The organism is Aquabacterium olei (genome assembly GCF_003100395.1).
Taxonomy (GTDB): Bacteria; Pseudomonadota; Gammaproteobacteria; order Burkholderiales; family Burkholderiaceae_C; genus Aquabacterium; species Aquabacterium olei.
In genome coordinates this window covers 1,089,658-1,115,260 of the sequence record NZ_CP029210.1, presented here as the reverse complement: position 1 = coordinate 1,115,260, position 25,603 = coordinate 1,089,658, and the positions used below count along the sequence as shown (strand labels likewise).

The window sequence follows — 25,603 nt, the reverse complement described above, 5'->3', positions numbered from 1 at the left end:
ATCGTGTCTGGCCTCCACAGGAAACAAGGCCCGACTCGGAAGGTGTCCCTTGGCGTAGCCTTGACCGGACGCTGGAAGGATCACCCTCCGGCCCCGGCTGAATCAAGTCTTGTATAAGACTCAACAAGCGACATTGTCGCCCACCTGCCCCTTTGGCGCAACCCGGTAAACCAGAAGCTGCACAGCATGCCGGGCCGTGACAGGCTGCTGACAGGATCACTGCGCAACCAGCTTGGGTGACCGCGGGCTTTTCCTTAGAATGGTGCGATGGCGCAGTGCCTGCTGCGCCATTTTTCTTTTGACCCCGCTCCGAGACCCATCCATGAACGCCCCTGTGTCGATGCCCCACGTGATGCCCACCTATGGCCGGCTGCCGGTTGCCCTGTCGCACGGCGAAGGCGCCCGCGTCTGGGACACCGAGGGCCGACGCTATCTGGACGCGCTCTCGGGCATCGCCGTGAACACGCTGGGCCACAAGCATCCGCGCCTGGTGGCCGCGTTGCAGGATCAGGTCGAGAAGATGATCCACTGCTGCAACTACTACCAGGTGCCGCTGCAGGAAGAGCTGGCCAGCATGCTGGTCGAGCGCTCGGGCCTGACCAACGTGTTCTTCTGCAATTCGGGCCTGGAGGCCAACGAGGCCGCCCTGAAGATCGCGCGCAAGTACGGCCACGACAAGGGCATCGACCGCGCCGAGGTGGTGGTGTACGAGAAGGCCTTCCACGGCCGCTCGATCGCCACGCTGTCGGCCACGGGCAACCCCAAGGTGCACGCCGGCTTCGAGCCGCTGGTCGAAGGTTTTGTGCGCGTGCCGCTCAATGACATCGCCGCGCTGGAAGAAGTGGCCCGCACGCGCCCGAACGTGACGGCGGTGTTCCTGGAGGTGATCCAGGGCGAAGGCGGCATCAACCCCGCGCGTGCCGAATACCTGCAGGCCGTGCGCGCCCTGTGCGACAAGCAGGGCTGGCTGCTGATGCTGGACGAAGTGCAGTGCGGCATCGGTCGCACCGGCAAGTGGTTTGCGCATCAGTGGTCCGGCATCCAGCCTGACGTGATGCCGCTGGCCAAGGGCCTGGGCTCGGGTGTGCCGATCGGCGCGGTGGTGTGCGGCCCGAAGGCGGCCAACGTGCTCAAGCCGGGCAACCATGGCACCACCTTCGGCGGCAATCCGCTGGCCATGCGCGCCGGGGTCGAAACGCTCAAGACGATGGAAGCCGACGGCCTGATGGCCAACGCTGCCGCCGTCGGTGCCCACCTGATGACCGCCCTGAAGCGCGAGCTGGGCGACCTGCCCGGTGTGAAGGACATTCGTGGCCAGGGCCTGATGATCGGGATCGAACTGGACCGCCCCTGCGGCGTCATCCTGAGCCGCGCGCTGGAAGCCGGCCTGCTGCTGAGCGTGACGGCCGACACCGTGGTGCGCCTGCTGCCGCCGCTGATCTTCACCACCGCCGAGGCCGACGAGTGCGTGGCCATCCTGGCCCCCATCGTCCGCACCTTCCTGTCGGAAACCCAAGCGTGAACACGCCCCGCGTCCCCACCATGAAGCCTGGACACAGCCTCATCAAGCATTACCTGCAGTTCAAGGATCTGCGGGCCCCCGAGTACGCCTACCTGTTCGAGCGCGCTGCCATCATCAAGAAGCGCTTCAAGAACTACGAGAAGTACCAGCCGCTGGCCGACCGCACGCTGGCGATGATCTTCGAGAAGGCCAGCACGCGCACGCGCGTGAGCTTCGAGGCCGGCATGTACCAGATGGGTGGCTCGGTGGTGCACCTGACCACGGGCGACAGCCAGCTGGGCCGCAGCGAGCCCATTGAGGACAGCGCCAAGGTGATCTCGCGCATGGTCGACCTGGTGATGATCCGCACCTACGAGCAGGCCAAGCTGACGAAGTTCGCGGCCAACTCGCGCGTGCCGGTCATCAACGGGCTGACCAACGAATACCACCCCTGCCAGATTCTGGCCGACATCTTCACCTACATCGAGCACCGCGGCTCGATCCAGGGCAAGGTGGTGGCCTGGGTGGGCGACGGCAACAACATGGCCAACACCTGGCTGCAGGCAGCCGAGCTGCTGGGCTTCACGGTGCACGTGAGCACACCCAATGGCTACGAGGTGGATCCGGCCGTGGCGGGTGTCTCGAATCCGGACTGCTACAAGGTCTTCAAGGACCCGATGGACGCCTGCCGTGGCGCCGACCTGGTGACCACCGACGTGTGGACCTCGATGGGCTACGAGGCCGAGAACGAGGCGCGCAAGAAGGCGTTTGCCGACTGGTGTGTCGATGCCGAGATGATGGCCGTGGCCAAGCCCGACGCGCTGTTCATGCACTGCCTGCCGGCCCACCGCGGCGAAGAGGTCGAGGCCGACGTGATCGACGGCCCGCAGTCGGTCGTGTGGGACGAGGCCGAAAACCGCATGCACGTGCAGAAGGCGCTGATGGAGTACCTGCTGCTGGGGCGCATCGGCTGAGCGCCTGACCGCGCTGCACCATGTAGAAGGCCCGCTTGATGCTGGCCTTTTCACATGCGGCGCTGAAACTCAACGCACGGTGCGGAACACGGAGACCGAGGCCACCAGGGCATCGGCCTGTTGACGCAGGCTGGCTGCGGCGGCGGCCGTTTCCTCCACCAGCGCGGCGTTGTGCTGCGTGGCCTCATCGAGCCGGTTGATGGAGCTGTTGAGCAGACCGATGCCGCTGTTCTGCTCGGAGCTGGATGCCGTGATCTCGCCGACCAGCACGGTCACGCGGCGCACCTGCTCGACCACGTCACCGATGATGGTGCCGGTGTTGCCGACCAGGGCCGTGCCCGTGTCCACCTGTTCGACGCTGCTGGTGATGAGCTGCTTGATCTCGCGGGCGGCCTCGGCGCTGCGCTGCGCCAGGGTGCGCACCTCACCGGCCACGACCGCAAAGCCGCGCCCCTGCTCACCCGCGCGGGCGGCCTCCACCGCCGCGTTCAGCGCGAGGATGTTGGTCTGAAAGGCGATGCCATCGATGACGCCGATGATGTCGGTGATCTTGCGGCTCGCCTGCTGGATGCCGGTCATGGTGTCGACCACCTGGTGCACCGCATCGCCGCCCTGCCCCGCCACGCGCGAGGCGCTGCCGGCCAGGGTATTGGCCTCGTGGGCATGGTCGGTGGTCTGCTTGATGGTGGCCGCAATCTGCTCGACGGAGGAGGCCGTCTCGGCGATGCTGGCCGCGGCCTGTTCGGTGCGTGCGCTCAGGGCCTGGTTGCCGGCCGCGATCTCGCCCGTGGCCTGCTGAATGGCCTGGGCCGCGACACGCACCTCGCTCACGGCGTCTTCGATGTGACGCAATGCGGCGAACATCTTGGCCGTGACCGGGCTGGCGGGTGTTTCGTGGGCCACCGAGAGGTCGACGGTTCCATCTTCACCCTGGATGCGCTCGGCCACGTTCATCAGCTGCTCGGCCACGCGGAAATCGGCCCGCGCCCGCGCAGCCAGGAACAGCAGGATGGCCGATTCGGCCACCACGTACAGCGCGTGCTCGACCACGCGCATGAAGCTGGGCTCGGTGAAGCAGATCGGCCCCCAGCCCCAGGCCTGGAACTGGTTGAAGCTCAGGTGATGGACGGCGATGGCACCGGCCCCGAGGACCACGGGCATCGACCGCCGGTACACCACCAGCACGGCCATGAACGCGAACACGGCGAAGTGGGCCTCGTTGTGGCCCCGGGATGTGTGGATGAGCAGCGCCACCATGGCCATGCCGAGCACCGGCAGCACGCACTGGCTGAGCGCCTGGCCATTGGAGGCGCGGGACACCCCCAGGCCGGCAAGCAGGATGAGCAGGCCGACCGTGAAGGTCAGCGCCAGCCCCCCGTAGGACACGGTGTAGGCGAGCGCCCCGAGCCAGGTGACGCCGATGGCTACCAGCACGACGGCGTCAGAGCCGCGATACCAAGGGGATGCAGGCAACGAGGAGACAGAAGCGGGCAAGCGTGTAGACATGATGAGGCCCTCTTCCGAAAGGGACGACGGCCTCATGTATTTCGGACAAACCCGCACCAACTTGAGTGAATATGCAACATTTTGAGACGTTGCCCAAGCTCATCCGACGTGTCACGCTCCAGTCCGGAGCAGTGATCAGAACCGGTAGGCGAGGCGCAGGCCACCCCAGTGTCGCCCTTGCACCACGATGGGTGCGGCCGCCTCTTTCAGCAGCACGAACTGACCACCGCCCATGTCCCGGCGGTAGGTCTGCAGCAGGAAGGGGCGCTGGTTGCGCGCCGAAGCCAGACCGGTGCGGTCGTTGAAGACGCGACGCCACCGGCTGTGCGCGGTGTTCCAGGCGACATCCCCGGGGCGCTGCGGATGGCAGTAGGCGCGGTTGTGGGTCGAGATGTAGCCGTTGCGGTCGGCCGCAATGCAGAACACCACGCCGGGCAGCGTGTTCAGCACGGGCTCCTGCACCTCGGGGAAGAGCTCGTCGGTCAGGCGGTTGAAGCGCGTGAGGTGCTGAGCCGGGGCGCTGCCGGCGACCGGCTTGTAAGCCTCGTCGAACAGGTCGGCCAGGGTCACCCGCCCGGCGGCCACGGCCGCTTCGAGCGCCTGGCTGATGCGGGCGGCGGTCTGCTGGGCCAGGTCGATGTAGGGGGAGTCGGCCGTGCGCACGCCGCACGAGGCAAGGTGGTCCATCAGCCGCTCGGACACGCCGAGCACGCTCTCGCTGCGGCGCACGGCCACGTCGAGCACGTCGCGCGTCTGGCGGACCTCGCCTTCCATCACGCCCACCTGCTCGGTGATGCCGCTCGAGAGGCTGCGGCTGGCGTCAGCCGCACCGTTGATGCGTTGCACGCCCTGCTCCACGGCCTGCAGCGCGTGGTGGAAGCGCACGCGGCCATCGCTGGTGCGGGCATCGGCTGCGGCCGAGTCACTCAGGTCGCTGGCCAGCGACTGGATGCGCTGATCCAGTTGCGACACCGTGCTCATGATGGCCTTCGAGATGGATTCGACCTGCGTGGAGAGGTCCTTGACGGCATCGGCCACGACCGAGAAGCCGGCCCCGGCCTCGCCCGCGCGCTTGGCCTCGACGGAGGCATTGAAGGCCACCAGTCGGGTCTGCAGGGCCACCTGGGTGATCTGCCGGGCCGCATCGGAAACCTGATGCAGGGTGTCGACCACACCGGCCACCTCGCGACCGACGTGGGCCACGCTCTCGCGTGCCTGCTGCATCGCGCCCTGGCTGCCGTGCGTCTCGACGCTGATCTGGTCCTGCGAGCGGACGATGTCCTGCAACTGCCGCAGCAGGTGTGTCAGGGTTTCGGACTGACGGCGCGCAACAGCGGCCGTGTCTTCGAGTGTGCCGCGCAACTCGGCGGCTTCGCGACCGAGGCCGCTGGTGTCTTGCTGCAGCGTCTGGGCAAGAGCATGAACCTCACTGCCAGGCCCTTGAGTCGGCTCGACAGACGCAGGCTCGACGGAGGCAACGGGCTTGCGACGGAAGGACATCAGCATGGGGCACCTTGGAAAGAGGGCAGGCGGGAGGGGATAAAAGACGCCTTACCACTCGCGCAATTTGACCCTCAACCGCGCGATCGACTGACTGTGCAGTTGGCAAACCCGTGATTCGGTCACGCCCAGCACCGCGGCGATTTCCTTCAGGTTCATGTCCTGCTCGTAGTACATGCTCATGACGTACTGCTCGCGCTCGGGCAGGAGCTTGATGGCCTCGACCAGGGCGTGGCGCATCCGGTGATCCTGCAGCAGACTCAGCGGGTCATTGCCCTCGTCGGCCACGTGGCGGTCCAGGTAGTCGTTGTCGCCGTCCTCGCCGCTCATGTCCTCGAGGTAGATGAGCTGCGTGCCGCGGACCTTGCCGAGCATCTCCTGGTAGTCGCCCAGGTCCATGCCCATTTCCTTGGCGATCTCGCTTTCCTGCGGCGCGCGGCCCAGGCGCTGCTCCAGCCGGTGGACGGCGGACTCGATGTCGCGTTGCTGCTTGCGGGTGCCTCGGCTGAGCCAGTCGGCGCCGCGCAACTCGTCGAGCATGGCACCGCGGATACGCTGGGTGGCAAAGGTCTCGAACTGCACGCCCTGCCCGGCATCGAAGCGGTTGAGGGCATCGGTCAGGCCGATCATGCCCACCTGGATCAGGTCGTCGATCTCGACGTTGGCGGGCAGCTTGGCAATCATCTGATGCGCCAGACGACGCACGAGCGGGCTGTACTGACGGAGCATCGAGTCGAGGTCGAGTCGTCCTTTGGCGGTGTACATGCGGGCTCCGTGTTTTCAGTTGATCGCGGGGGTGGCGCACGTTGGCAGCGCAGCCCCGGGGGACATCAGGTGGTCGAATGCGGCGTCGCTGAGCGCGTGCTGAAGGGCACCGCGCAGCAGGGTGGCCGCCAGTTCCTGAAGACGGCCGGTGGGCTCGACTTCGGCCGGTTCATTGGCATCCAGGCGCACCGTGCTGCGCTGCGCCATGCCGAGGAAGGCATCGGCGCACTGCGACAGGCGGTGCGCGATCTCGTCGGCCAGCGGCGATGACTCGGGGGCGCACACCAGCAGATCGTAGGTGGGCCACCCGCCGCGCTGCCCCAGCAGCTTCACGGCGGCGTAGGCATCGCGCAGGCTCTCGGCCCGATCACGGCTGTAGACGAGGGGCACGACGTGCTGGCCGCGGGCCCGCTCGGCAAACAGGCGCACGGTTTCGCTGGCCGTGGCGTGCACAAGGATGACGTCGGCCTGCGGCGCGGCTTCCGCCAGGGCGTCGAGCAGGGTGGCGCATGAGCCCTTGGCATCGACATGGCGCAGCGGCAGGCCGCGTGCGGGCATGTAGCTCACGAGATCAGACAGGCGCTCGATGCCCTCGGCCAGGTCGAAGGCCACCAGTTCGCCGGGCTCTCGGGCCTGCGGGCTGGCATCGACCACCAGCGTGTGCAGACCGAAGCCGGTGTAGGCGCTGCACAGCCGCTCCAGCACCTTGCCACCGCAGCCCGCGGTGGGGTTGGCCACCACCGGCACGAGGCGCACCACGCGCGATGCAAACATCCGGCGCAGGCCCTGGGCCTGGTCGACGTGATGCAGTCGCCCCTGGTCAGGCTTGCGTTCCGGTTGGCGTGCGTTGCGCATCATGGGGGGTCGCAGAATCGGGGGAACAGGGAATCAAACGGAACGCTGGGTGGCCACGGGCTCGGCTGCCGGCGAGGTCGAGAACACCAGGCTCACTTCGGCCGGATCCAGGCGGTAGGCCGGGTTCAGGCTTGCGCGCAGTGCCCGGTGCACCAGCGCCTGCGACGACAGACGATGCCAATCTTCAGGCACGCGCTGGCCGTTGGCCACGCCCAGCACCCGCAGTTTGTGACGGATTAACGCATCCAGGGCCGGACCGAGCTTCACGGCCTCATCCAGCTTCGACAGCACGATGCCGGCACAGGCCGAGGCCTGGTAGGCCACCAGCGTGTCCTCGATGGCGTCGCCCTGCGTGGCGGCGTTGATCACCAGCAGCTTCTTGATGCTGGGGTGCGACAGCATGTCGAGCAGTTCCTTGGCGCGGCTGTCGCGCTGGGCCATGCCGGCGGTGTCGATCAGGATCAGCTTCTTGCTGGACAGCAGGTCGAGCAGGTCTTCGAGCGCCGCGCGATCGTGGGCCATGTGCACGGGCACGCCCAGGATGCGGCCATAGGCGCGCAGCTGCTCGTGGGCACCGACCCGGTAGGCGTCCAGCGTGATGAGGCCCAGGTTGGAGGCGCCGTGCTTGGCGGCGAACATGGCGGCCAGCTTGGCGGTGGAGGTGGTCTTGCCGACGCCGGTGGCGCCGACGAGGGCAAACACGCCGCCGCGGTCTTCGATGGCCGGCTCGGCGTCGGCGGTGTGCAGGTTGCGCTGCAGCACCTGGGTGGCCCAGCTCAGTTCATCGGCCTGGCCGCTGGCCACTTCGGCGGGCATGGCGTCCAGCATCTTGCGGATCAGCACGGTCGAGAAACCGCCGTCCAGCAGCTTCTGCGCCAGTTGGGCCTGGGCCGGGGTGCGGCCCAGCTTCTCGATGAAGGCGATGGTCTCGAAGCGCTCCTGCATCATGGCGCGCATGGCACGCAGCTCGCCCAGCATCGAGGCGTTGGCTTCGTGGGCGGCCTTCAGGGCCTTCATCGTGGCTTCGTCCGGGCCGGTCTGCACGGGCACCGGGCGAGCAGCCGGGCGCTTGGCGGTCACGGCGTCCATGGTCAGCTCGGCGGCATCGCTGCGCAGCGGCACGACCTGGGCCGGGCGGCTCTGACGGGCGGGGGCCACCGGCTCGGGGCGCGGGGCGGCCTGGCGGGGGGCCGGCGCCGGCTCGGGGCGCTGCCAGTCGTTCAACTCGGCTTCGGCTTCCAGGCGGCGGGCAAAGGCCGCGGCCAGTTCGCGGGTGTCGGCACCCAGGTCCACGGCCGTGGGCGCCGGTGCGGCGGCCGGGGCGGGCTTGGGCTCGGCAAAGCGGCGCGTCAGGTGCTCTTCGGGCGTCGCGGCCATTTCCGGCTCGGTGCGCTGCATGGCGGCCTGGCGGCGCTTGAGCATGCGCTCACGCACATAGTCCTGGAAGGACAGCGTGCTCATGGCCAGCTGCTTGACGTCATCCTGCACGGTCGAAGCCAGGTTGGCCACAGCCTGGCGGGCCTGCTGGGTCGCAGGCGCCTTCCGGGGCGCGGGCGCAGCCGGCACTTCCGGCTCGACGGGGTAGGACTCCACCGAGGGCACGCTGTCGGCGGCCATGGCCAGGATCTCGATGCCGCCTTCGGCAGCCGGTTTGGTCGACAGGACGACGGCTTCGTCACCGAAAGCAGCCTTGACCTTTTGCATGGCCTCTCGGCTGTTCCGTCCAGTAAAGCGTTTGACGTTCATGCGTGGCCTCCAATCAGGGTACCAATGCGGATGGAGTGGGTCTCAGGAATCTCGCTGTGGCCCAGCACCTTCAGGCGGGGCGCAGCACGTTTGAGCAGGCGGGCCACCGTCGGGCGGATGGCGTCGGGCACCAGCAGGCAGGCCGGCTGGCCCATGTTTTCCTGGCGTTGGGTGGCCTCGGCGGCCTGGCGGGTCAGGTGGTCGGCCACGCCCGGGTCCAGCATGGGGCCGTTGGGCGAGGTCAGGGCCTGGGTCAGCAGGCGCTCCAGATCCGGTTCGATGGCGATCACATCCAGTTCCTTCACGGGGCCGTAGATCTGCTGCACGATGGCCGGAGCCAGCCCGATGCGGATACGGCGGGCGAGTTCGCCCGGGTCGTTGACGATGGCAGGATTGCCCGAAGCGTGCTCGGCCAGGGTCTCGATGATGGAGCGCATGTCGCGGATGTGCACGCCCTCTTCCAGCAGCAGCTGGAGGATTTTTTGCAGGGTTGCGATGCCGATCATCTTGGGGACCACGTCTTCCATCAGTTTGGGAGCCAGCTTCGTCACATGTTCCACCAGCTGCTGGGTCTCGACCCGGCCCAGCAACTTGGCTGCATGGAGTTGCATCAAGTGTGAAAGATGGGTGGCCACCACGGTCGACGGATCAACGACGGTGTACCCCGCCATTTGCGCGGCATCCCGTTGCCGTTCTTCGATCCACACCGCCGGCAGGCCGAAGGCCGGGTCGACCGCGGCCGTGCCGGCAATCGGATTGACGACGTGGCCGGGGTTGATCGCCATCAGCATGTTGGGGAAAACCTCGCCTTCGCCCACCACGGCACCGCGCAGCGTGATCCGGTAGAAGCTGGGCTTGAGCTCGAGGTTGTCCTTGATGTGCACCGAGGGCGGCAGGAAGCCCACTTCCTGCGCGAACTTGCGACGCACGCCCTTGATGCGGGTCAGCAGGTCGCCGCCGCGCTCCTTGTCGACCAGCTGGATCAGGCGGTAGCCCACCTCGAGGCCCAGGGTGTCGACCGGCTGCAGGTCTTCCCAGGAGGCCTCGCCGTTGGCGGCGGGGGCGTTGGCGGGCTTTTCCGGTGCGGGCGGCGCCAGACGGGCCTCCTCCTGCTTCTTGTGCAGCTTCCAGGCCGCGTAGCCCATGCCGGTGGCCACCGGCAGGAAGACCAGGGCCGGCATGCCCGGGATGACGCCCAGCAGGCCGATCACGCCCCCGGCCACGCCGATGACCTTGGGGTTGGCGAACATCTGGCTGCTGATCTGCGTGCCGACGTCCTGCTCCTTGCCCACGCGCGAGACCACCATGGCCGACGCGACCGAGATCAGCAGACCGGGGATCTGCGCGACCAGCGCGTCACCGACGGCCAGCAGCACATAACTTTCGGCCGCCTGGCCCGGCGACAGGCCGTGCTGGGCCACACCGATGACGAAGCCGCCGATGATGTTGATGAACAGGATCAGGATGCCGGCGATCGCGTCGCCGCGCACGAACTTCGAGGCACCGTCCATGGAGCCGTGGAATTCGGCCTCTTCACCCACCTCGGTGCGGCGACGACGGGCTTCCTTCTCGTCGATCAGGCCGGCGCTCAGGTCGGCGTCGATGGCCATCTGCTTGCCGGGCATGGCGTCCAGCGTGAAGCGGGCACTCACCTCGGCGATCCGCTCGGCGCCCTTGGTGATCACCACGAAGTTGATCACCACCAGCACCGCGAACACGATCAGGCCCACGGCGAAGTTGCCGCCGATCAGGAAGTGACCGAAGGCCTCGATCACCTTGCCGGCCGCGCCCGCGCCGTTGTGGCCGTCCATCAGCACGATGCGGGTCGAGGCGACGTTCAGCGACAGGCGCAGCAGCGTGGTCAGCAGCAGCACCGACGGGAAGGCCGCGAAGTCCAGCGGACGCAGCATGGTTGACGCCACCATCATGACCATCAGCGCGGTGGCGATGTTGAAGGTGAAGAACAGGTCGAGCAGGAAGGGCGGCAGCGGCAGGACCATCAGCGCCAGCACCAGCACGACCACCACCGGGGCGGCCATGGCCTGGAACTGCTTGCCATTGCCCAGCAGGGCCTGCAACCTCATCAGCGCGGGGTTCATGCGTCACCTTCGCTTTCAGCCATCTTCTTCACGGTGGCTCTTGGATCATGGGGATCGAGTTCGGGCGGCACATCAAGGTCGGGCAGGTTGCCCGGCATCGGCGCCTCGCCGCTGAGCGCGGCCTTCAGGCGGAACACGTAGGCCATCACCTGGGCCACCGCGGTGTACAGGCCCACCGGCACCTCGTGGTCGAGCTCGGTGGTGGCGTACAGGGCGCGCGCCAGCGGCGGCGCCTCCAGCACGGGCACTTTGTGCTCCACCGCCACGTCGCGGATCTTCAGCGCCAGCAGGTCCACGCCCTTGGCCACCACACGGGGGGCGCCCATCGCGTTCTCGTCGTATTTCAGTGCCACGGCGTAGTGGGTCGGGTTCATCACGACCAGGTTCGCTTCCGGCACGGCAGCCAGCATCCGACGGCGGGCCATCTCGCGCATCTTTTGCTTGATGCGGCCCTTGACCTCCATGTTGCCTTCCTGCTGCTTGAACTCGTCCTTCATGTCCTGGTGGCTCATCTTCATCCGCTCGGCGAAGAGGAACTTCTGCAGGGGCCAGTCGATCAGCGCAAACAGGGCGATCACCAGCAGCATCGACAGCAGCACGCTGGCCAGCGTGTCGCCCAGTGTGGCCATGGCGGCGGGCAGCGGCTGGGCCAGCAGGTTGACCATCGACGGCCAGACCTTGCTGAGAAACATCAGGCCGGTGCCGCCCAGAATCAGGCCCATGGCCGAGGCCTTGAGCGCGTCGATCAGGTGCTGCTTGGAAAACAGGTTGGCGATGCCGCTGATGGGATTGAGCTTGCTGAACTTGGGGCTCAGCACCTGGAAGGACATCACCCAGCCACCGGCCAGCACGCTGGCGGCCACCGAAGCCAGCACCACGCCCAGCGCAAAGGGCACGACGATGAGCAGCGCCTCGACGCTCCACTCCACCAGGCGTTCACCCATCATCGCGGGGTTGGCCACCGTGCGCGCATCGAAGCGCAGGCCGGCGGTCAGGATGCGCTCGATGCGCGCCATCCAGATCGGCGTGAGGGCAACCAGCGCCCCGGTGGCAGCGAGCAGGACCAGAAAGTGGCCCAGGTCCTTGGAGCGGACGACCTGACCCTCTTTGCGGGCCTCGCGCAGCTTCCGCTCCGAGGCGGGTAACTGCTTGTCTTGTGCGCTGTCGGACATGGATGGACGTGGTACGGCGGGATGAAGCCGATTCTTGGCCAGCGCCGCCCAATCTTTAGCCGGATAAAGGCCCCTGGAACCCGGCTGATCCGCGCCTCAAGCCGTGGTTCGGCCGCACCCACCCCACACCCCTGCTCCGGCCTTGCACATTACGGGAAAACCCGCCGGCCTTGTTAAGCTGGGCGTCTCGAGACCTGCCCCCGGTGGAGCGCACGCCCATGGCCCTGACCCTCTACATCGCCAACCGCAACTATTCCTCGTGGTCCCTGCGCCCCTGGCTGCTGATGACCGAACTCGGCATCCCCTTCGAAGAACGGCTGGTGCCCTTCGACGACGCGACCGACAGCGTCCCCTTCACCGATTTTTCACCCACCGGGAAGGTGCCATGCCTGCACGACGGCGACACCGTGGTCTGGGAATCCCTGGCCATCACCGAGTACCTGGCCGAGCGCCATCCCGCGGTCTGGCCCGCCGATGCCGCCGCCCGGGCCTGGGCCCGCAGCGCCTGCGCGGAGATGCATGCGGGGTTTTTTGCCCTGCGCGACACCTGCACCATGAACTGCGGCCTGCGCATCCGCCTGCCGGAGTGGCCCGCCGCCGTGCGCGCTGACTGGCAGCGCGCGGAAAGCCTGTGGACCGAAGGCCTGGCGCGCTTCGGTGGCCCCTGGCTGGCGGGCCAGGCGTTCACCGCGGTCGATGCGTTCTTCGCGCCGCTGGCCTTCCGCGCCCAGACCTACAGCCCGGAACTCGGGCCCACCGCGCAGGCCTATGTCGAGCGCCTGCTGGCCCTGCCCGGCATGCAACAGTGGTACGGCGCTGCGCTGGCCGAAACCTGGCGGCACGAGGCCCACGAAGCCGACGCACGCAGCAAGGGCATGTGGCTGTCCGATCTGCGTGCGCAGCGCAGCTGACGCGCAAGCCGCGTCGGCCCGCTCAGTCCATCGTGGACGGCACCACCGTCCACTGCTGGCGCACGTCACCGCCCTGGTTCACGCTCTCGAGGTGAACCGGGAAGCCCCACAGCCGCGCGACGTGCTTGAGCACCTCGCGCGTGCCGTCGCCCAGCGGACGGTCGTTGTGCTGCGTGTGCCGCAGCGTCAGCGACCGGTCGCCACGCAGGTTCACGCTCCACACCTGGATGTTCGGCTCGCGTGCCCCCAGGTCGTACTGGCGTGACAGGGTCTCGCGCAAGGCGCGGTAGCCCGACTCGTCGTGGATGGCGCTGACCTCGTACTCACTGTCGTGCTCATCGTCGCGGATGGCAAACAGGCGGAAGTCACGCATCACCTTGGGCGACAGGAACTGCCCGATGAAACTCTCGTCCTTGAAATTGCGCATTGCGTAATCCAGGGTCTTGAGCCAGGCGTGCTCGTTCGGGTCGGTGCCCTGAGCCGAGCCCGCGAAGTCGGGGAACCAGTGTCGGTCTTCGTCGGTGGGGTGGGTGCAGATGCGCTTGAGATCGCTGTACATCGCAAAACCGAGCGCATACGGATTCAGCCCGCTGTAGGCGCGGTGCCCCACCGGCGGCTGGTACACCACGTTGGTGTGCGACTTCAGCCACTCCAGCATCACGCCATCGGTCAGCCAGCCATCGTCGTACATGGTGTTGAGCAGCGTGTAGTGCCAGAACGTGGCCCAGCCCTCGTTCATCACCTGGGTCTGGCGCTGCGGGTAGAAGTACTGCGCCACCTTGCGCACGATGCGCACGATCTCCCGCTGCCAGGGTTCGAGCAGCGGCGCATTCTTCTCGATGAAGTACAGCAGGTTTTCCTGCGGCTCGGACGGGAAGCGCTTGATCACCTCCTCTTCCGGCCGGTCGGCCCGGCGCGGCAGCGTGCGCCACAGGTCGTTCACCTGCTGCTGCAGGTAGGCCTCGCGTTCCTCCCGTCGCGCCAGTTCCTTGTCGAGCGAGAGCTTGCCAGGGCGACGGTAGCGGTCCACCCCGTGGCTCTGCAGCGCATGGCAGGAATCGAGAAACTCCTCGACGGTGTCCACCCCGTAACGCTCCTCGCAGCGCGCCACGTACTGCTTGGCATAGACGAGGTAATCGATGATGGAGCCGGCGTCGGTCCACATCCGGAACAGATAGTTGCCCTTGAAAAAGCTGTTGTGCCCGTAGGCCGCGTGCGCGATCACCAGGGCCTGCATGGCCATGGTGTTCTCCTCCATCAGGTAGCTGATGCAGGGGTTGGAGTTGATGACGATCTCGTAGGCCAGGCCCATGTGGCCGCGGCGGTAGTTCTTCTCGGTCGAGATGAACTCCTTGCCGTACGACCAGTGCCGATAGTTCACCGGCATGCCGACACTGGCGTAGGCGTCCATCATCTGCTCGGCGGTGATGATCTCCAGCTGGTTGGGGTAGGTGTCCAGTTTGAACCGCTCGGCCGTCTGGCGAATGACGTCGTGGTAGCCCTCGATGAGCTCGAACGACCAGTCCGACGAGCCCGGCAAAGGCTTGGTGAGCGTGCTGTCGTGTTGCAAGGTCATGGTCATGCGTCGACCCCTTCCTTCTTGAACAGCTCCCTGAACACCGGATAGATCTGCGAAGGCTCCAGCACCTTGCGCATGGCAAAGTGCTTGTGCCGTTCGGCCAGACCGAGGTATTCATCCCACAGGTTCTGCTCGGTCTGTGCCACCTGCACGTAGGCGAAATAACGCACCAGCGGCAGGATCTTGTCTTCCAGGATTTCCCGGCAGCGGCTTGAATCGTGATGCCAGTTGTCGCCGTCGCTGGCCTGGGCCACGTACAGGTTCCATTCGCTGGTGGGGTAGCGGGCGCGGATCACCTCGTCCAGCAGCACCAGCGCGCTCGACACCACCGTGCCCCCGGTCTCCGTCGCATGGAAGAATTCGTCCTCGGTCACCTCCTGAGCCTGCGTGTGGTGGCGGATGAAGACAAGCTCGATCTTGTCGTAGTGCCGCGTCAGGAACAGGTACAGCAGGATGAAGAAACGCTTGGACAGTTCCTTGCGCTGCTCGTCCATCGAGCCCGAGACGTCCATCACGCAGAACATCACCGCCTTGGTGGTGGGCACCGGCACCTTGACGCGGCTGCGGAAGCGCAGGTCGATCGGGTCGAGGAAGGGAATGCCCTTCATGCGCCCGTACAGTTGCTGCAGTTGCGCTTCGATGGCCTCGATCTCGGCCGCGCGGTCGCGGGCCAGCGCCGCGTCGTCGGTGTCGGGCAGGGTGCGCAGCACGTCCAGCCGCGCTTCCAGTTCCTTGATCTCACGCCGGCTGCTGGCACCCAGCGCAATGCGCCGGCCCAGCGCGCCCCGCATCGAGCGGACCACATGCAGGTTGTTGGGCGTGCCGTCGCTGCTGAAGCCGGCGCGGTGGCTCTTCCACTCGGGCACCTCGGCCAGGGCCGTGCGCACCAGGTTGGGCAGTGCGAGGTCTTCGAAGAAGACCTGCATGAACTCTTCCTTGCTCAGGGAGAAGACGAAGTCGTCCTCGCCCTCTCCCTGGTCGCTCGCCTCACCGCCACCGCCGCCCTGCCCGCCGCCACCCTGCGGCTTCTCGATGCGGTCACCCTTGATGTACTCGCGGTTGCCTGGATGCACGACGTCGCGCGTGCCCCCGTCGCCATGCCGGAAAACCGGCTCGGACAGGTCACGCTTCGGGATGGCGATGTCCTCGCCCTTCTCGATGTCGCGGATGCTGCGGCCGTTGATGGCACGCTGCACGGCTTCGCGCACCTGCGTCTTGTACCGTCGCAGGAAGCGCTCGCGGTTGCCGATGGACTTGTTCTTGCCCGCCAGCCGCCTGTCGATGATGTGTTGCCGTGTCATGAAGACCCTTCGCCTTAGGCGCTCTGCTGCCGACCCCCATCCGGGATCTCGTCAGGGGCCCAGGGCCATGTGGGCCCCGGCACCCGACTCGCTGACACCTGTGCGGTGAACAACATGCTCTGCTCCGATCAGGAGGACTTGCGAACGCGCAGGTACCACTCGCACAGCAGGCGCACCTGCTTGGCCGTGTAGCCCTTCTGCACCATGCGGTTGACGAAGTCCTCGTGCTTCTTGACCTCGTCGGCGCTGGCCTTGGCGTTGAAGCTGATGACCGGCAACAGCTCTTCCGTGTTGCTGAACATCTTCTTCTCGATCACGGTGCGCAGCTTCTCGTAGCTCGTCCACACCGGGTTCTTGCCGCCGTTGTTGGCGCGCGCGCGCAGCACGAAGTTCACGATCTCGTTGCGGAAGTCCTTCGGGTTGGCAATGCCGGCCGGCTTCTCGATCTTCTCCAGCTCGGCGTTCAGCGACGAGCGGTCGAAGATCTCACCCGTGTCGGTGTCGCGGTACTCCTGGTCCTGGATCCAGTAGTCGGCGTAGGTCACATACCGGTCGAAGATGTTCTGGCCGTACTCGCTGTAGCTCTCCAGATAGGCCGTCTGGATCTCCTTGCCGATGAACTCGGCATAGCGAGGCGCCAGCATCTCCTTGATGTAGGCGATGTACTTCTGCTCCAGCTCGGCCGGGAACTGCTCGCGCTCGATCTGCTGTTCCAGCACGTACATCAGGTGCACCGGGTTGGCCGCCACCTCGGCCGGGTCGAAGTTGAACACCTTTGAGATGATCTTGAACGCGAAACGGGTCGAGATGCCGCTCATGCCCTCGTCCACGCCGGCGTAGTCACGGTACTCCTGGATGGACTTGGCCTTCGGGTCCGTGTCCTTCAGGCTCTCGCCGTCGTACACCTGCATCTTGCTGAAGATGCTGGAGTTCTCGGGCTCCTTCAGCCGCGTGAGGATCGCGAACTGCGACATCATCTTCAGCGTGCCCGGGGCGCAGGGCGCCGCCGCCAGCGACGAACCGCGCACCAGCTTCTCGTAGATCTTGATTTCCTCGCTCACGCGCAGGCAATACGGCACCTTGACGATGTAGATCCGGTCGAGGAAGGCCTCGTTGTTCTTGTTGTTGCGGAAGGCCTTCCATTCGCTCTCGTTCGAGTGCGCCAGCACGACGCCGTCGAACGGGATGGCGCCGAAGCCTTCCGTGCCCTTGAAGTTGCCTTCCTGGGTGGCGGTCAGCAGGGGGTGCAGCACCTTGATGGGCGCCTTGAACATTTCCACGAACTCGAGCAGGCCCTGGTTGGCCAGGCACAGCCCACCGGAGTAGCTGTAGGCGTCCGGGTCGTCCTGCGCATAGGTTTCCAGCTTGCGGATGTCGACCTTGCCCACCAGCGAGCTGATGTCCTGGTTGTTCTCGTCGCCCGGCTCGGTCTTGGCAATGCCCACCTGCTTGAGGATGCTGGGGTAGCGCTTGACGACCTTGAACTTGCGGATGTCGCCGCCGAACTCTTCCAGGCGTTTGACCGCCCACGGGCTCAGGATGCGCTGGAGGTAACGGCGCGGGATGCCGTATTCCTTTTCGAGGATGGGGCCGTCTTCGGCCGCGTCGAACAGGCCCAGCGGCGACTCGTTCACCGGCGACCCCTTGATCGCATAGAACGGCACCTTCTCGGCCAGCAGCTTCAGACGCTCGGCAATCGACGACTTGCCGCCGCCCACCGGGCCCAGCAGATACAGGATCTGCTTCTTTTCTTCGAGCCCCTGGGCCGCGTGACGGAAGTAGGAGACGACCTGCTCGATCGCATCCTCCATGCCGTAGAACTCCTCGAAGGCCGGATAGATCTTGATGACCTTGTTCGTGAAGATCCGCGACAGACGCGGGTCATTGCGCGTGTCGATCATCTGCGGCTCGCCAATGGCCTGGAGCATGCGCTCGGCAGCGGTGGCGTAGGCCGATTTGTCGCGCTTGCAGATCTCGAGGTATTCCTCGAGGGTGAATTCCTCTTCGCGGGTGCGCTCGTATCGCGCGGCGAAGTTGCTGATCACGTCCATACAGACCTCCGAATCATCGACTGACGCCATCGATGCTTCGTGATCTGCCGGTATACCCGTCTGGTGAACCTGGCGCGACCACACAAGCATCGCCTTCACACCAAAGATCGAGGAAATCGCCGAGCCTGAGCCCCTGAATAAGCGGGGTTTCAGCCCACAGCCTGACGACTTCGTTGATGCCTATCTTGCACCTTTTTCAGAACCTGCGTGCAGCCCGTCCGCAACAAGCCTGCTTTCGGGTGTCATGCGCGCAGATCAGGTGTTGCTGGTCGCACGCACCTCTTCCATGCTCGTGATCCCGGCCATCACCTTGTCGATGCCGTCCTGACGCAGGATGCGCATGCCATCGCGCATGGCCTGCTGTTGCAATTCTTCGGCCCGGGCCCCGGTCTGGATCATCCGGCGCAGCTCGCGCGTCACCACCATCAGCTCGTGCACCCCCGCGCGCCCCTTGTAGCCCGTGTTGTTGCACGTCGGGCAGCCCTTGCAGGTATAACGCATCAGCGTGCCATCCCGGCCAAACCGGGTGCGCCAGTCGAGCACGACCCGTTCATGGGTCAGCGCAGGCAGATTGTCGGGCGCCACATGCAGGTAGTCGGCCAGCAGCTCCTCGATCCAGTCTTCCGGTGCCGGCTCGGCCACCTTGCAATCGTTGCACAGCCGACGCACCAGGCGCTGGGCCACCACGCACAGCAGCGAGTCGGCAAAGTTGAAGGGGTCCATGCCCATGTCGAGCAGGCGCGTCACGGTTTCCGGGGCGCTGTTCGTGTGCAGGGTCGACAGCACCAGGTGGCCGGTCAGCGACGCTTCGATGCCCATGGACGCGGTCTCGGTGTCCCGCATTTCCCCCACCATGATCACGTCAGGGTCAGCCCGCAGAAAGGCCCGCAGCGCCTTGGCAAACGTCCAGTCGATCTTGGGGTTGACCTGCACTTGTCTCAGGCCGGGCTGGGTGATTTCCACCGGGTCTTCAGCCGTCCAGATCTTGCGCTCGGGCACGTTGATGAAACTCAACGCCGAGTGCAGCGTCGTCGTCTTGCCGGAACCGGTCGGGCCCACGCACAGAATCATCCCGTACGGGCGCTCCATGGCCTCCTTGATCTTCTCGAGGTTCCAGGGACTGAGCCCGATCTTCTCGAGCGGCAGCGGCTTGGCCGACGACAGGATCCGCATCACGATGTCTTCCAGCCCGTTGTTGGTGGGGATGGAAGCCACGCGCAGCTCGATCCGGTACTGCGGAACGAACTTCTGGAAATTGATCTTGCCGTCCTGCGGCTTGCGCTTCTCGGAGATGTCGAGGTCGCACATGATCTTGATGCGCGCCACGATGGCATTGCGGTAGGTGTGGGGCAGCTCCAGATAGGGCACCAGCACGCCGTCGCGGCGGAAGCGGATCTTGATCTTCTCGCGGCCGGGGTAGCTCTCGATGTGGATGTCGGAGACGCCCTGGTTGCACGCCTCGATGATCATGGTGTTGATCAGGCGCACGAGCGAGTTGTCGCTCTGCTCGATGGGCTTGTCGTCCTCGAAGCTGAATCGCTCCAGGTCCTCGCGTTCCAGGTTCTCGACCAGCTTGCCGGAGTCCAGCTCGGCCATGTCGAGCGGCGCCGGCTCGGTGTTCAGGCGGCCGACGGCCATCGACGACACGTCGGCACCCAACCGGGCGTACGAGTCCTTGATCGCCCATTCGAGCTGACTGGCGTGGGCCAGCACCGGCACGATCTTGCACTGGGTGATGAACTCGAGCTCGGACAGCGTCAGGCGCTTGCTGGGGTCTTCCAGCGCGACGATGAGCGTGCCGTCCCGCAGCAACAGCGGCGCCACCAGCAGGCGCGACGCCACGTTGAAGGGCACCTTGTTGATGGCCTCGATCTCGGCCGGGAACTTGTCCAGGTCCACCAGCGGGTAGCCCATCTTGCGGGCCAGCGCCGCCACCAGATCCTGGCGCGACACCATCTTCAGTCGCACGAGCAACTCGCCCAAGGGCACGGAGCGATCCCGCTTCTGCTGCTCGAGCGCCTCGTTGAGCTGCGCCTCGGTGATCAGGTTCATGGCCATCAAGGCCTCGCCGATCCGCACCATGGGCATGCGGCTCTGGCGGTCGATGGCCTCCAGGAGCTGCGCGGGCGTGACCACCTGCTGCGTGAGCAGAATGTCACCCAGCTTCTGGTTGCGCATGCTGGCCTGCACCTCGACAGCCTGCGACACCTGCTCGGGCGTCAGCGTCTGGCTTTCCACCAGCGTCTCGCCGATGCGCGCGCCGAACTCCACCCGGGCCAGGGCATCGAGCGGCACGAACAGCCGCGACACGACGCCGTGCTCGTCCTGGGGCGGAAACAGGAAGACCCCGAACTCGGTCTCGGCGTGCCCGATGGTGCGGCCCTCGGTCACATCCCCGTTGCGCCAGTGCAGGCGGTATTCGATGCTGGGCCGCACGTCCAGCACCTCGGCGTGCGAGGGATGGAGGGACAGCTCCGAATCCGGTGCCAGCGGCCGGGTCAGCTGCAGGGCCCGAAACTGGTTGAACCGCAGCGTCATCGTGGTGCGCGAGGGCGGCACCTGCACATGGGCGACCTGCTCTTCCGGCACGAAAAAGATCAGCCGGCCCTGCATCACGCGGCCATTGAGGCCGATGATCTCGCATGGCTCGTGGTTGAGCTGTGTCCGGGCCCTGGGGTAGCTGGCAAACGGGGGGGTCGGCCAGCGGAAGGCATGCACGTCTTCTTCCGGCGAGAACGGCGCCGGCTCTTCGGCGTCGTCCACCAGACGCAGCACGGGCCCAGGCTCCGCCCCGGCATCAGCAGGCCAGTTCAGGGGGGGCAGGGGCTTCTCGGACATGCTTCTCCTCGTCTCCGGGGCTCAGGAACGGCCACCGCCGGATGATTGCCATGCTATGAAACGTTGCGCGGTACAAAACCGGCAATAAAGGTGATATTGCACGGCTTTTGCCGCTGGCATGGACGCGCAGCGCACCGCGCCCCCGACTGCCAGCAAGCAGCCTGCCCGGTCAGGCGCGGTCAGAAGTCCTTGGGCCGGAACTCGATCTGCATCGGCGAAGGGACGCGGCCGTTCTCGTCCAGCGGCAGCACTTCGGTGCGGTCCACGGCGCGCAGCACCGCATCGTCCCAGGCTGGCACACCGGACGATTCGATGAGCTTGCGCGAGATGATGCGCCCGTCGGCCGCGCAGCGGACTTCCACCAGCGCGCTGGGGTTGCCCGACACGTTCTCGGTGAAGACGATGTTCGGCTTGATGCGGGCCTTGATGCGCCCGGCGTAAGAGGCGCTGGGCCCCGCGCTGCGCGCCGACGTGCCCAGAGAGCTGCCGCCCAGCTCGCCCATCATGCGGGCGAGGTTGGCCTTGCGCTGGGCTTCGCGGTCGGCGGCGGCCTTCGCGTCGGCCTTCGCCTGGGCGTCGGCACGGGCCTTGGCTTCGGCTGCCGCTGCGGCCTTGGCCCGCGCCTCGGCCTTCGGGTCCACCTTGGGCTCGGGTTTCGGCTCCGGCTTGGGTTCAGGCTTCGGTTCGGGCTTCTTCACCTTCGGCGGCGTCACGTCCTCGAACACCTCCTTGGGTTCGGGGCGCTTGCGCTCCTTGGGCGGGGGCTCCTTCTTCTGCTTCGTGACGATCTCGGGGGGCTTCTCGGGCACCGGCTCGGGTTCGGGCGGGACGACGCGCGGCGTGGGCGGCGGTGGCACCGGGCGCACGGGCTCGGGCTCCGGGGCGGGCGGTGGCGCCGGAGCGGCCACCTGGGGCACGCGGTCCCACACTTCGGCCTCGACCACGTCCGGCGTCTCGATCTTCCAGCTCACGCTCAGCGCCAGCGCGGCCACCAGCATCAGGTGCACACCCACGGCCAGCATCGCGCCCGGCCCCCAGCTGTCGGCCGCACGGGGCTCGAAGCGGGTCAGGCCGCCTTCAGGTATCGACGTCACGCCGGGTGACAGGACCGGTCCCACGCGTTCAGCCTCCGGTGGTACGCACGGACAGGCCCACGCGGGCCACGCCGGCCTTCTTGAGGCGGTCCATCACCTTTATGACCGCCTCGTAGCGCACGTCCTTGCGGGCGCTGATGATGACGGGCACCCCATCCGGGCCGTTGGCGTTGTCCGCCTGCAGGGCCTTGACGCGCTCGGACAGCTCGCTGACCGGCATCGTGTCCAGGTCCTTGTTGTCGACCCGCAGTTTGACGCGGTCTTCCTCTTCCAGCACCACCTCGACCACGCGGTCGGGCGCCTGCTTGGCGCTGCCGACGCTGGGCAGGTCGACCACACCGGTCGGCATCAGGGGCGCGCTGACCATGAAGATGATGAGCAGCACCAGCATCACGTCGATGAACGGCACCATGTTCATCTCGTTGCGGGTGCGGCGGCGTCGGCCGCCTCGGGCGTTGAGCTCGGCCACGGTTCAGCGCCCCTGCGCCGGCACGCGGGCCGACTCCGCCGCCAGCGGGGCGGCGTTGCGCGCCAGGATATTGGAGAACTCTTCAATGAAGGACTCCATCTGGGTCGCGATGCGGTCGATGTCGCGGGCAAACCGGTTGTAGGCCAGCACGGCCGGGATGGCGGCGAACAGGCCGATGGCGGTGGCCACCAGCGCCTCGGCAATGCCGGGGGCCACGGTGGCCAGCGTCACCTGCTGCAGGTTGGACAGGCCGGTGAAGGCGTGCATGATCCCCCAGACGGTGCCGAACAGGCCGATGTAGGGCGACACCGAGCCGACCGAGCCCAGGAAGTCGAGCCGCGACTCGATCAGGTCCATCTCGCGCTGGAAGCTGGCGCGCATGGCGCGGCGGGCGCCGTCGAGCAGCGTGGGCACGTCGGCCACGCGGCGCTCGCGCAGCTTCATGAACTCGCGCATGCCGGAGGCAAAGATGCGCTCTTGCGGCGAAGGCGGGCCCTCGCCCCGCGAGGCGTCCTGATACAGCTCCTGCAGCGTGCGGCCGGCCCAGAACTCGCGGTCGAAGCTCTCGTTGTCCTGCCGGATGCGCTTGAGGCCGATCAGCTTGCCGAAGATGATGCTCCAGCTGGTCAGCGACACCGCCAGCAGGATGGCCATCACGATCTGCACCACGATGCTCGCGTGCAGGATCAGGGTGATGATGGACAGGTCTTGGTTCATGGGCTCGTGGACTTTCTCGGAAAGACGTCGCGGTCAGAGAGGGACCGGCCGGGCTGCGGGCAGCACGGCCAGAATGCGGGCGGGAATGCGGCCAGGGCGGAAGCGGTCATCGCCGGCCGGCGCACCGGCCACCGGCTGGACCCACCCGATGCGGATGCGACCCTGGCACAGCGGCACGCCGTCGCGCAGGATGTCCTGCTGGAACACCACCGACGCGCGCCCCACTTCGGCCACCGTGACGGTGACCGTGAGCAGGTCGTCGAGCCGGGCGGGCCGAAGGTAGCGCAGCTGGGTCTCGCTGACGACGAACATGCCCTCGCCCGCGCGGCGCATGCCTTCCTGACTGAAGCCCAGCGTGCGCAGCCACTCGGTGCGCGCGCGCTCCATGAACTTCAGGTAATTGCCGTAGAAGACGATGCCGCCCGCGTCGGTGTCTTCCCAGTAGACGCGGATGCCCAGCTGATGATGACAGGGCGGTTCGGCAGCAGGAACGCTCGGCGGCACAGGGTCGGTCGTCGTGCTCATGCCGTGATTATCCCCGCAGGCGGGCTGTGCTCCGGCCGATGCGCGCAAAGTCCGGTGAAGCGGACCTGCCAGCCCGGCGCCGTTCCGCGCTTCAGCCAGCAACGCGCGACACCTCGTCCCCGCCCGGGTGGGGCGGCAGGCGGAATTCGAACGTGGCCCCACCGCCCGGCGTGGGCAGCGCGCGTATGCGCCCCCCGTGCAGCCGCACGATGCGCTCCACCATGTAAAGGCCCAGACCTGCACCCGGTTTGCCCTGGGCCGAGCGTCCACGGAAGTACTTCTTGAACACCTGCGGCAGCTCGTCGTCCGCAATGCCCTCGCCATGGTCGATGACGCGCACGCGCAGGTCCCCGTTGTCCCGCACATCGGCCTGCAGGGTGATCTCCTGCTCGGGCGGGCTGTGCCGATCCGCGTTGGTCAGCAGGTTGCGCACGACGATGTGCAGCAGCTTCGGGTCCCCCGTCCAGCGCTCGGGCACCTCGTCGATCTCCAGCGCCACGCGCTCGGGCGACCAGTCGGCCGCGGCATCTTCGAACCACTCCAGCAAGTCGAACGACTGGACTTGCAAGGCGCGCTCGGCCCCCTCCAGCCGATCCAGCGACAGGTAGTCGTCCATCAGATTGCTCATGCGCCGGGCCGCCTGCTGGATGTTGGCGCAGCGGGTCAAGGTCCGCTCCACCGGGGCCTGCAGGTTGCGCGCGAGCTGCTGCGCGCTCGTGTTGATGATGGCCAGGGGTGTCCGGAACTCGTGCGACACCAGGGCCATGAAGTCTCTCTGCTCCTGATGCGCCGCCTGAGCCACCGCCAGCTCTCGCTTCAGGGTGCCGTAGCGCAGCGCCACGAACGAGCTCAGCACGAGGAGATGGAAGACAGAGGTGAGCTGGTAGATGTTGTCGGTGAGCCAGCCCGGGTCCATGACGCCCAGGTTGCGCAGGAAACGAACCAGCACCCCGACGCCGTAGACCCCCAGTGTCAGCAGAAACAGGTAGGCCGGGCGGAAGCGCCGGAAGGCCAGCCAGATGGCGACGCCGTTGATGGTGAGCAGCCACAACAGGGTGGAGGCCTGCAGCACGGGCATGACCAGGCGATAGTCCACCCAGGCGGCCAGGATCGCCGCCGACGCGCCGATGGCCGTGGTCACGCGCAGATGCCACGCAGCCCACCGGGGCGCGTGACGCGGCAATTCCAGCAACGATGCGGCAAACCGGGCCACGGCCACCAGGGAGAAGCCCAGGGACAGCCCGAGAACGACCAGGCTGAGCGAGGCCGACCAGCCAAACGCCGCCTGGGGATGTCCCGCCGACACCAACACCGCCACCATCGAGCACAAGGCATACAGCGCACACCAGAAGCCCACGCTTTCCCGGCTGATGAGCCAGAACGCGAACTGAAACAGGATCACCAGCGTGTACACGCCCATCAGGGCGCCTGTGCCGAGTGCCTCCTGCGCAACCTCCAGACGGTAGGCCTCCGGGCGCCACAGCGACACCGTGGTGCTCAAGGATGGCCGTGTGGTCAGGCGCACCATCAGGGTGTGCTGCCCGGGAGGCAGGCTCAGGCGGAAGGTCGGGCTGCGGGTCTGCATCGGCCACAACGCCCGGGGCACCGCCTGACCGGCACGCGTTTCCCGCCAATGCCCCGAAGCCTGGCGCTCGTAGAGCCGCACGTCTTCCAGCAAGGCGTTGTTGAACACCAGGCGCCAATCCGGATCGGCTCCGACGGGCTGGTGCAAGGTCACCTTCAGCCAGATTGCCGCACGGGTGAAGCCAAAGCTGGGCTCACCCGGCAAGGCGCGCCAATCTGTCCGCGCAGCCACTTCGTCCGGGCGCCAGCGGCCGGCGTCGTCCTGCAACCATTCCAGCTGCCCCCGCAAGTCCACGCGCGCCAGCGCGGGAGAGAGAGGCACGGCAGCGCCGGCCGGCAACCATGCACCAACCAGCAAGATGAGCAAGAAACGACACAGGCCGCGCAGCATGGCGCGTGAACCTTAGCACGTGCCT

Annotated in this window: 19 protein-coding genes; 3 read left to right on the top strand and 16 right to left on the bottom strand. The window is 66.7% G+C overall.

Going from position 1 to position 25,603, the window contains the following annotated elements:
* The first annotated feature begins 322 nt into the window (after positions 1-322).
* Positions 323-1,522 (top strand): aspartate aminotransferase family protein, encoded by a 1,200-nt coding sequence (locus tag DEH84_RS04930; protein WP_109035297.1) that lies wholly within the window; start codon positions 323-325, stop codon positions 1,520-1,522.
* 20 nt (positions 1,523-1,542) lie between these two features.
* Positions 1,543-2,475, top strand: coding sequence for an ornithine carbamoyltransferase (gene argF, locus DEH84_RS04925; RefSeq protein ID WP_109035295.1), 933 nt, complete (start codon positions 1,543-1,545; stop codon positions 2,473-2,475).
* 69 nt (positions 2,476-2,544) lie between these two features.
* Here the strand turns inward: argF and DEH84_RS04920 are convergent, their stop codons facing one another.
* From DEH84_RS04920 to flhB, 7 genes are all read right to left on the bottom strand, one after another.
* A complete protein-coding gene (locus tag DEH84_RS04920) occupies positions 2,545-3,948 on the bottom strand; it encodes a methyl-accepting chemotaxis protein (RefSeq protein ID WP_159098866.1) in 1,404 nt (467 codons plus the stop codon).
* 168 nt (positions 3,949-4,116) lie between these two features.
* Entirely contained in the window at positions 4,117-5,487 is a 1,371-nt protein-coding gene (locus DEH84_RS04915; protein WP_109035291.1) for a methyl-accepting chemotaxis protein, read from the bottom strand.
* 45 nt (positions 5,488-5,532) lie between these two features.
* On the bottom strand, positions 5,533-6,246 hold the full coding sequence (locus DEH84_RS04910) for an RNA polymerase sigma factor FliA (protein WP_109035289.1): 714 nt from the start codon (positions 6,244-6,246) through the stop codon (positions 5,533-5,535).
* A 15-nt stretch (positions 6,247-6,261) separates the two neighbouring features.
* Positions 6,262-7,104, bottom strand: coding sequence for a MinD/ParA family ATP-binding protein (locus DEH84_RS04905; protein WP_109035287.1), 843 nt, complete (start codon positions 7,102-7,104; stop codon positions 6,262-6,264).
* A 30-nt stretch (positions 7,105-7,134) separates the two neighbouring features.
* Complete coding sequence (flhF, locus tag DEH84_RS04900; RefSeq protein ID WP_109035285.1) at positions 7,135-8,847, bottom strand: flagellar biosynthesis GTPase FlhF; 1,713 nt, start codon at positions 8,845-8,847, stop codon at positions 7,135-7,137.
* Positions 8,844-10,946 carry a flagellar biosynthesis protein FlhA gene (gene flhA / locus DEH84_RS04895; protein ID WP_109035283.1) on the bottom strand — a complete coding sequence of 701 codons (2,103 nt, stop codon included), beginning with the start codon at positions 10,944-10,946 and terminating at the stop codon, positions 8,844-8,846. Before flhA ends, flhF begins: the two co-directional genes overlap by 4 nt.
* The gene (gene flhB / locus DEH84_RS04890; RefSeq protein WP_109035281.1) at positions 10,943-12,118 is read right to left on the bottom strand and encodes a flagellar biosynthesis protein FlhB; all 1,176 of its coding nucleotides are present in this window, start codon (positions 12,116-12,118) and stop codon (positions 10,943-10,945) included. Before flhB ends, flhA begins: the two co-directional genes overlap by 4 nt.
* A gap of 218 nt (positions 12,119-12,336) precedes the next feature.
* Here flhB and DEH84_RS04885 point away from each other — a divergent pair, with 218 nt between their 5' ends.
* Positions 12,337-13,029 carry a glutathione S-transferase family protein gene (locus DEH84_RS04885; protein WP_109035279.1) on the top strand — a complete coding sequence of 231 codons (693 nt, stop codon included), beginning with the start codon at positions 12,337-12,339 and terminating at the stop codon, positions 13,027-13,029.
* 22 nt (positions 13,030-13,051) lie between these two features.
* Here DEH84_RS04885 and DEH84_RS04880 read toward each other — a convergent pair whose 3' ends face one another.
* The 9 genes from DEH84_RS04880 to DEH84_RS04840 all read right to left on the bottom strand — a co-directional run bounded on the left by DEH84_RS04880 (position 13,052) and on the right by DEH84_RS04840 (position 25,509).
* The gene (locus tag DEH84_RS04880) at positions 13,052-14,611 is read right to left on the bottom strand and encodes a SpoVR family protein (protein WP_109035277.1); all 1,560 of its coding nucleotides are present in this window, start codon (positions 14,609-14,611) and stop codon (positions 13,052-13,054) included.
* Positions 14,608-15,909, bottom strand: a complete 1,302-nt coding sequence (locus DEH84_RS04875) for a YeaH/YhbH family protein (RefSeq protein ID WP_109035275.1) — start codon at positions 15,907-15,909, stop codon at positions 14,608-14,610. Before DEH84_RS04875 ends, DEH84_RS04880 begins: the two co-directional genes overlap by 4 nt.
* A gap of 128 nt (positions 15,910-16,037) precedes the next feature.
* Positions 16,038-17,960 carry a PrkA family serine protein kinase gene (locus tag DEH84_RS04870; protein ID WP_109035273.1) on the bottom strand — a complete coding sequence of 641 codons (1,923 nt, stop codon included), beginning with the start codon at positions 17,958-17,960 and terminating at the stop codon, positions 16,038-16,040.
* 255 nt (positions 17,961-18,215) lie between these two features.
* Positions 18,216-20,798 (bottom strand): GspE/PulE family protein, encoded by a 2,583-nt coding sequence (locus DEH84_RS04865; protein ID WP_179950616.1) that lies wholly within the window; start codon positions 20,796-20,798, stop codon positions 18,216-18,218.
* A 179-nt stretch (positions 20,799-20,977) separates the two neighbouring features.
* Positions 20,978-21,892: a cell envelope integrity protein TolA gene (gene tolA, locus DEH84_RS04860; RefSeq protein ID WP_245932688.1), complete on the bottom strand. Its 915-nt coding sequence runs from the start codon at positions 21,890-21,892 to the stop codon at positions 20,978-20,980.
* A 28-nt stretch (positions 21,893-21,920) separates the two neighbouring features.
* The gene (locus DEH84_RS04855) at positions 21,921-22,361 is read right to left on the bottom strand and encodes a biopolymer transporter ExbD (RefSeq protein ID WP_109035269.1); all 441 of its coding nucleotides are present in this window, start codon (positions 22,359-22,361) and stop codon (positions 21,921-21,923) included.
* Between the two features lie 3 nt (positions 22,362-22,364).
* On the bottom strand, positions 22,365-23,078 hold the full coding sequence (tolQ, locus tag DEH84_RS04850; RefSeq protein WP_109035267.1) for a protein TolQ: 714 nt from the start codon (positions 23,076-23,078) through the stop codon (positions 22,365-22,367).
* A gap of 33 nt (positions 23,079-23,111) precedes the next feature.
* The gene (locus DEH84_RS04845) at positions 23,112-23,603 is read right to left on the bottom strand and encodes a YbgC/FadM family acyl-CoA thioesterase (RefSeq protein WP_109035265.1); all 492 of its coding nucleotides are present in this window, start codon (positions 23,601-23,603) and stop codon (positions 23,112-23,114) included.
* Between the two features lie 91 nt (positions 23,604-23,694).
* Positions 23,695-25,509, bottom strand: a complete 1,815-nt coding sequence (locus DEH84_RS04840) for a sensor histidine kinase (RefSeq protein ID WP_159098865.1) — start codon at positions 25,507-25,509, stop codon at positions 23,695-23,697.
* Positions 25,510-25,603: the final 94 nt, after the last annotated feature.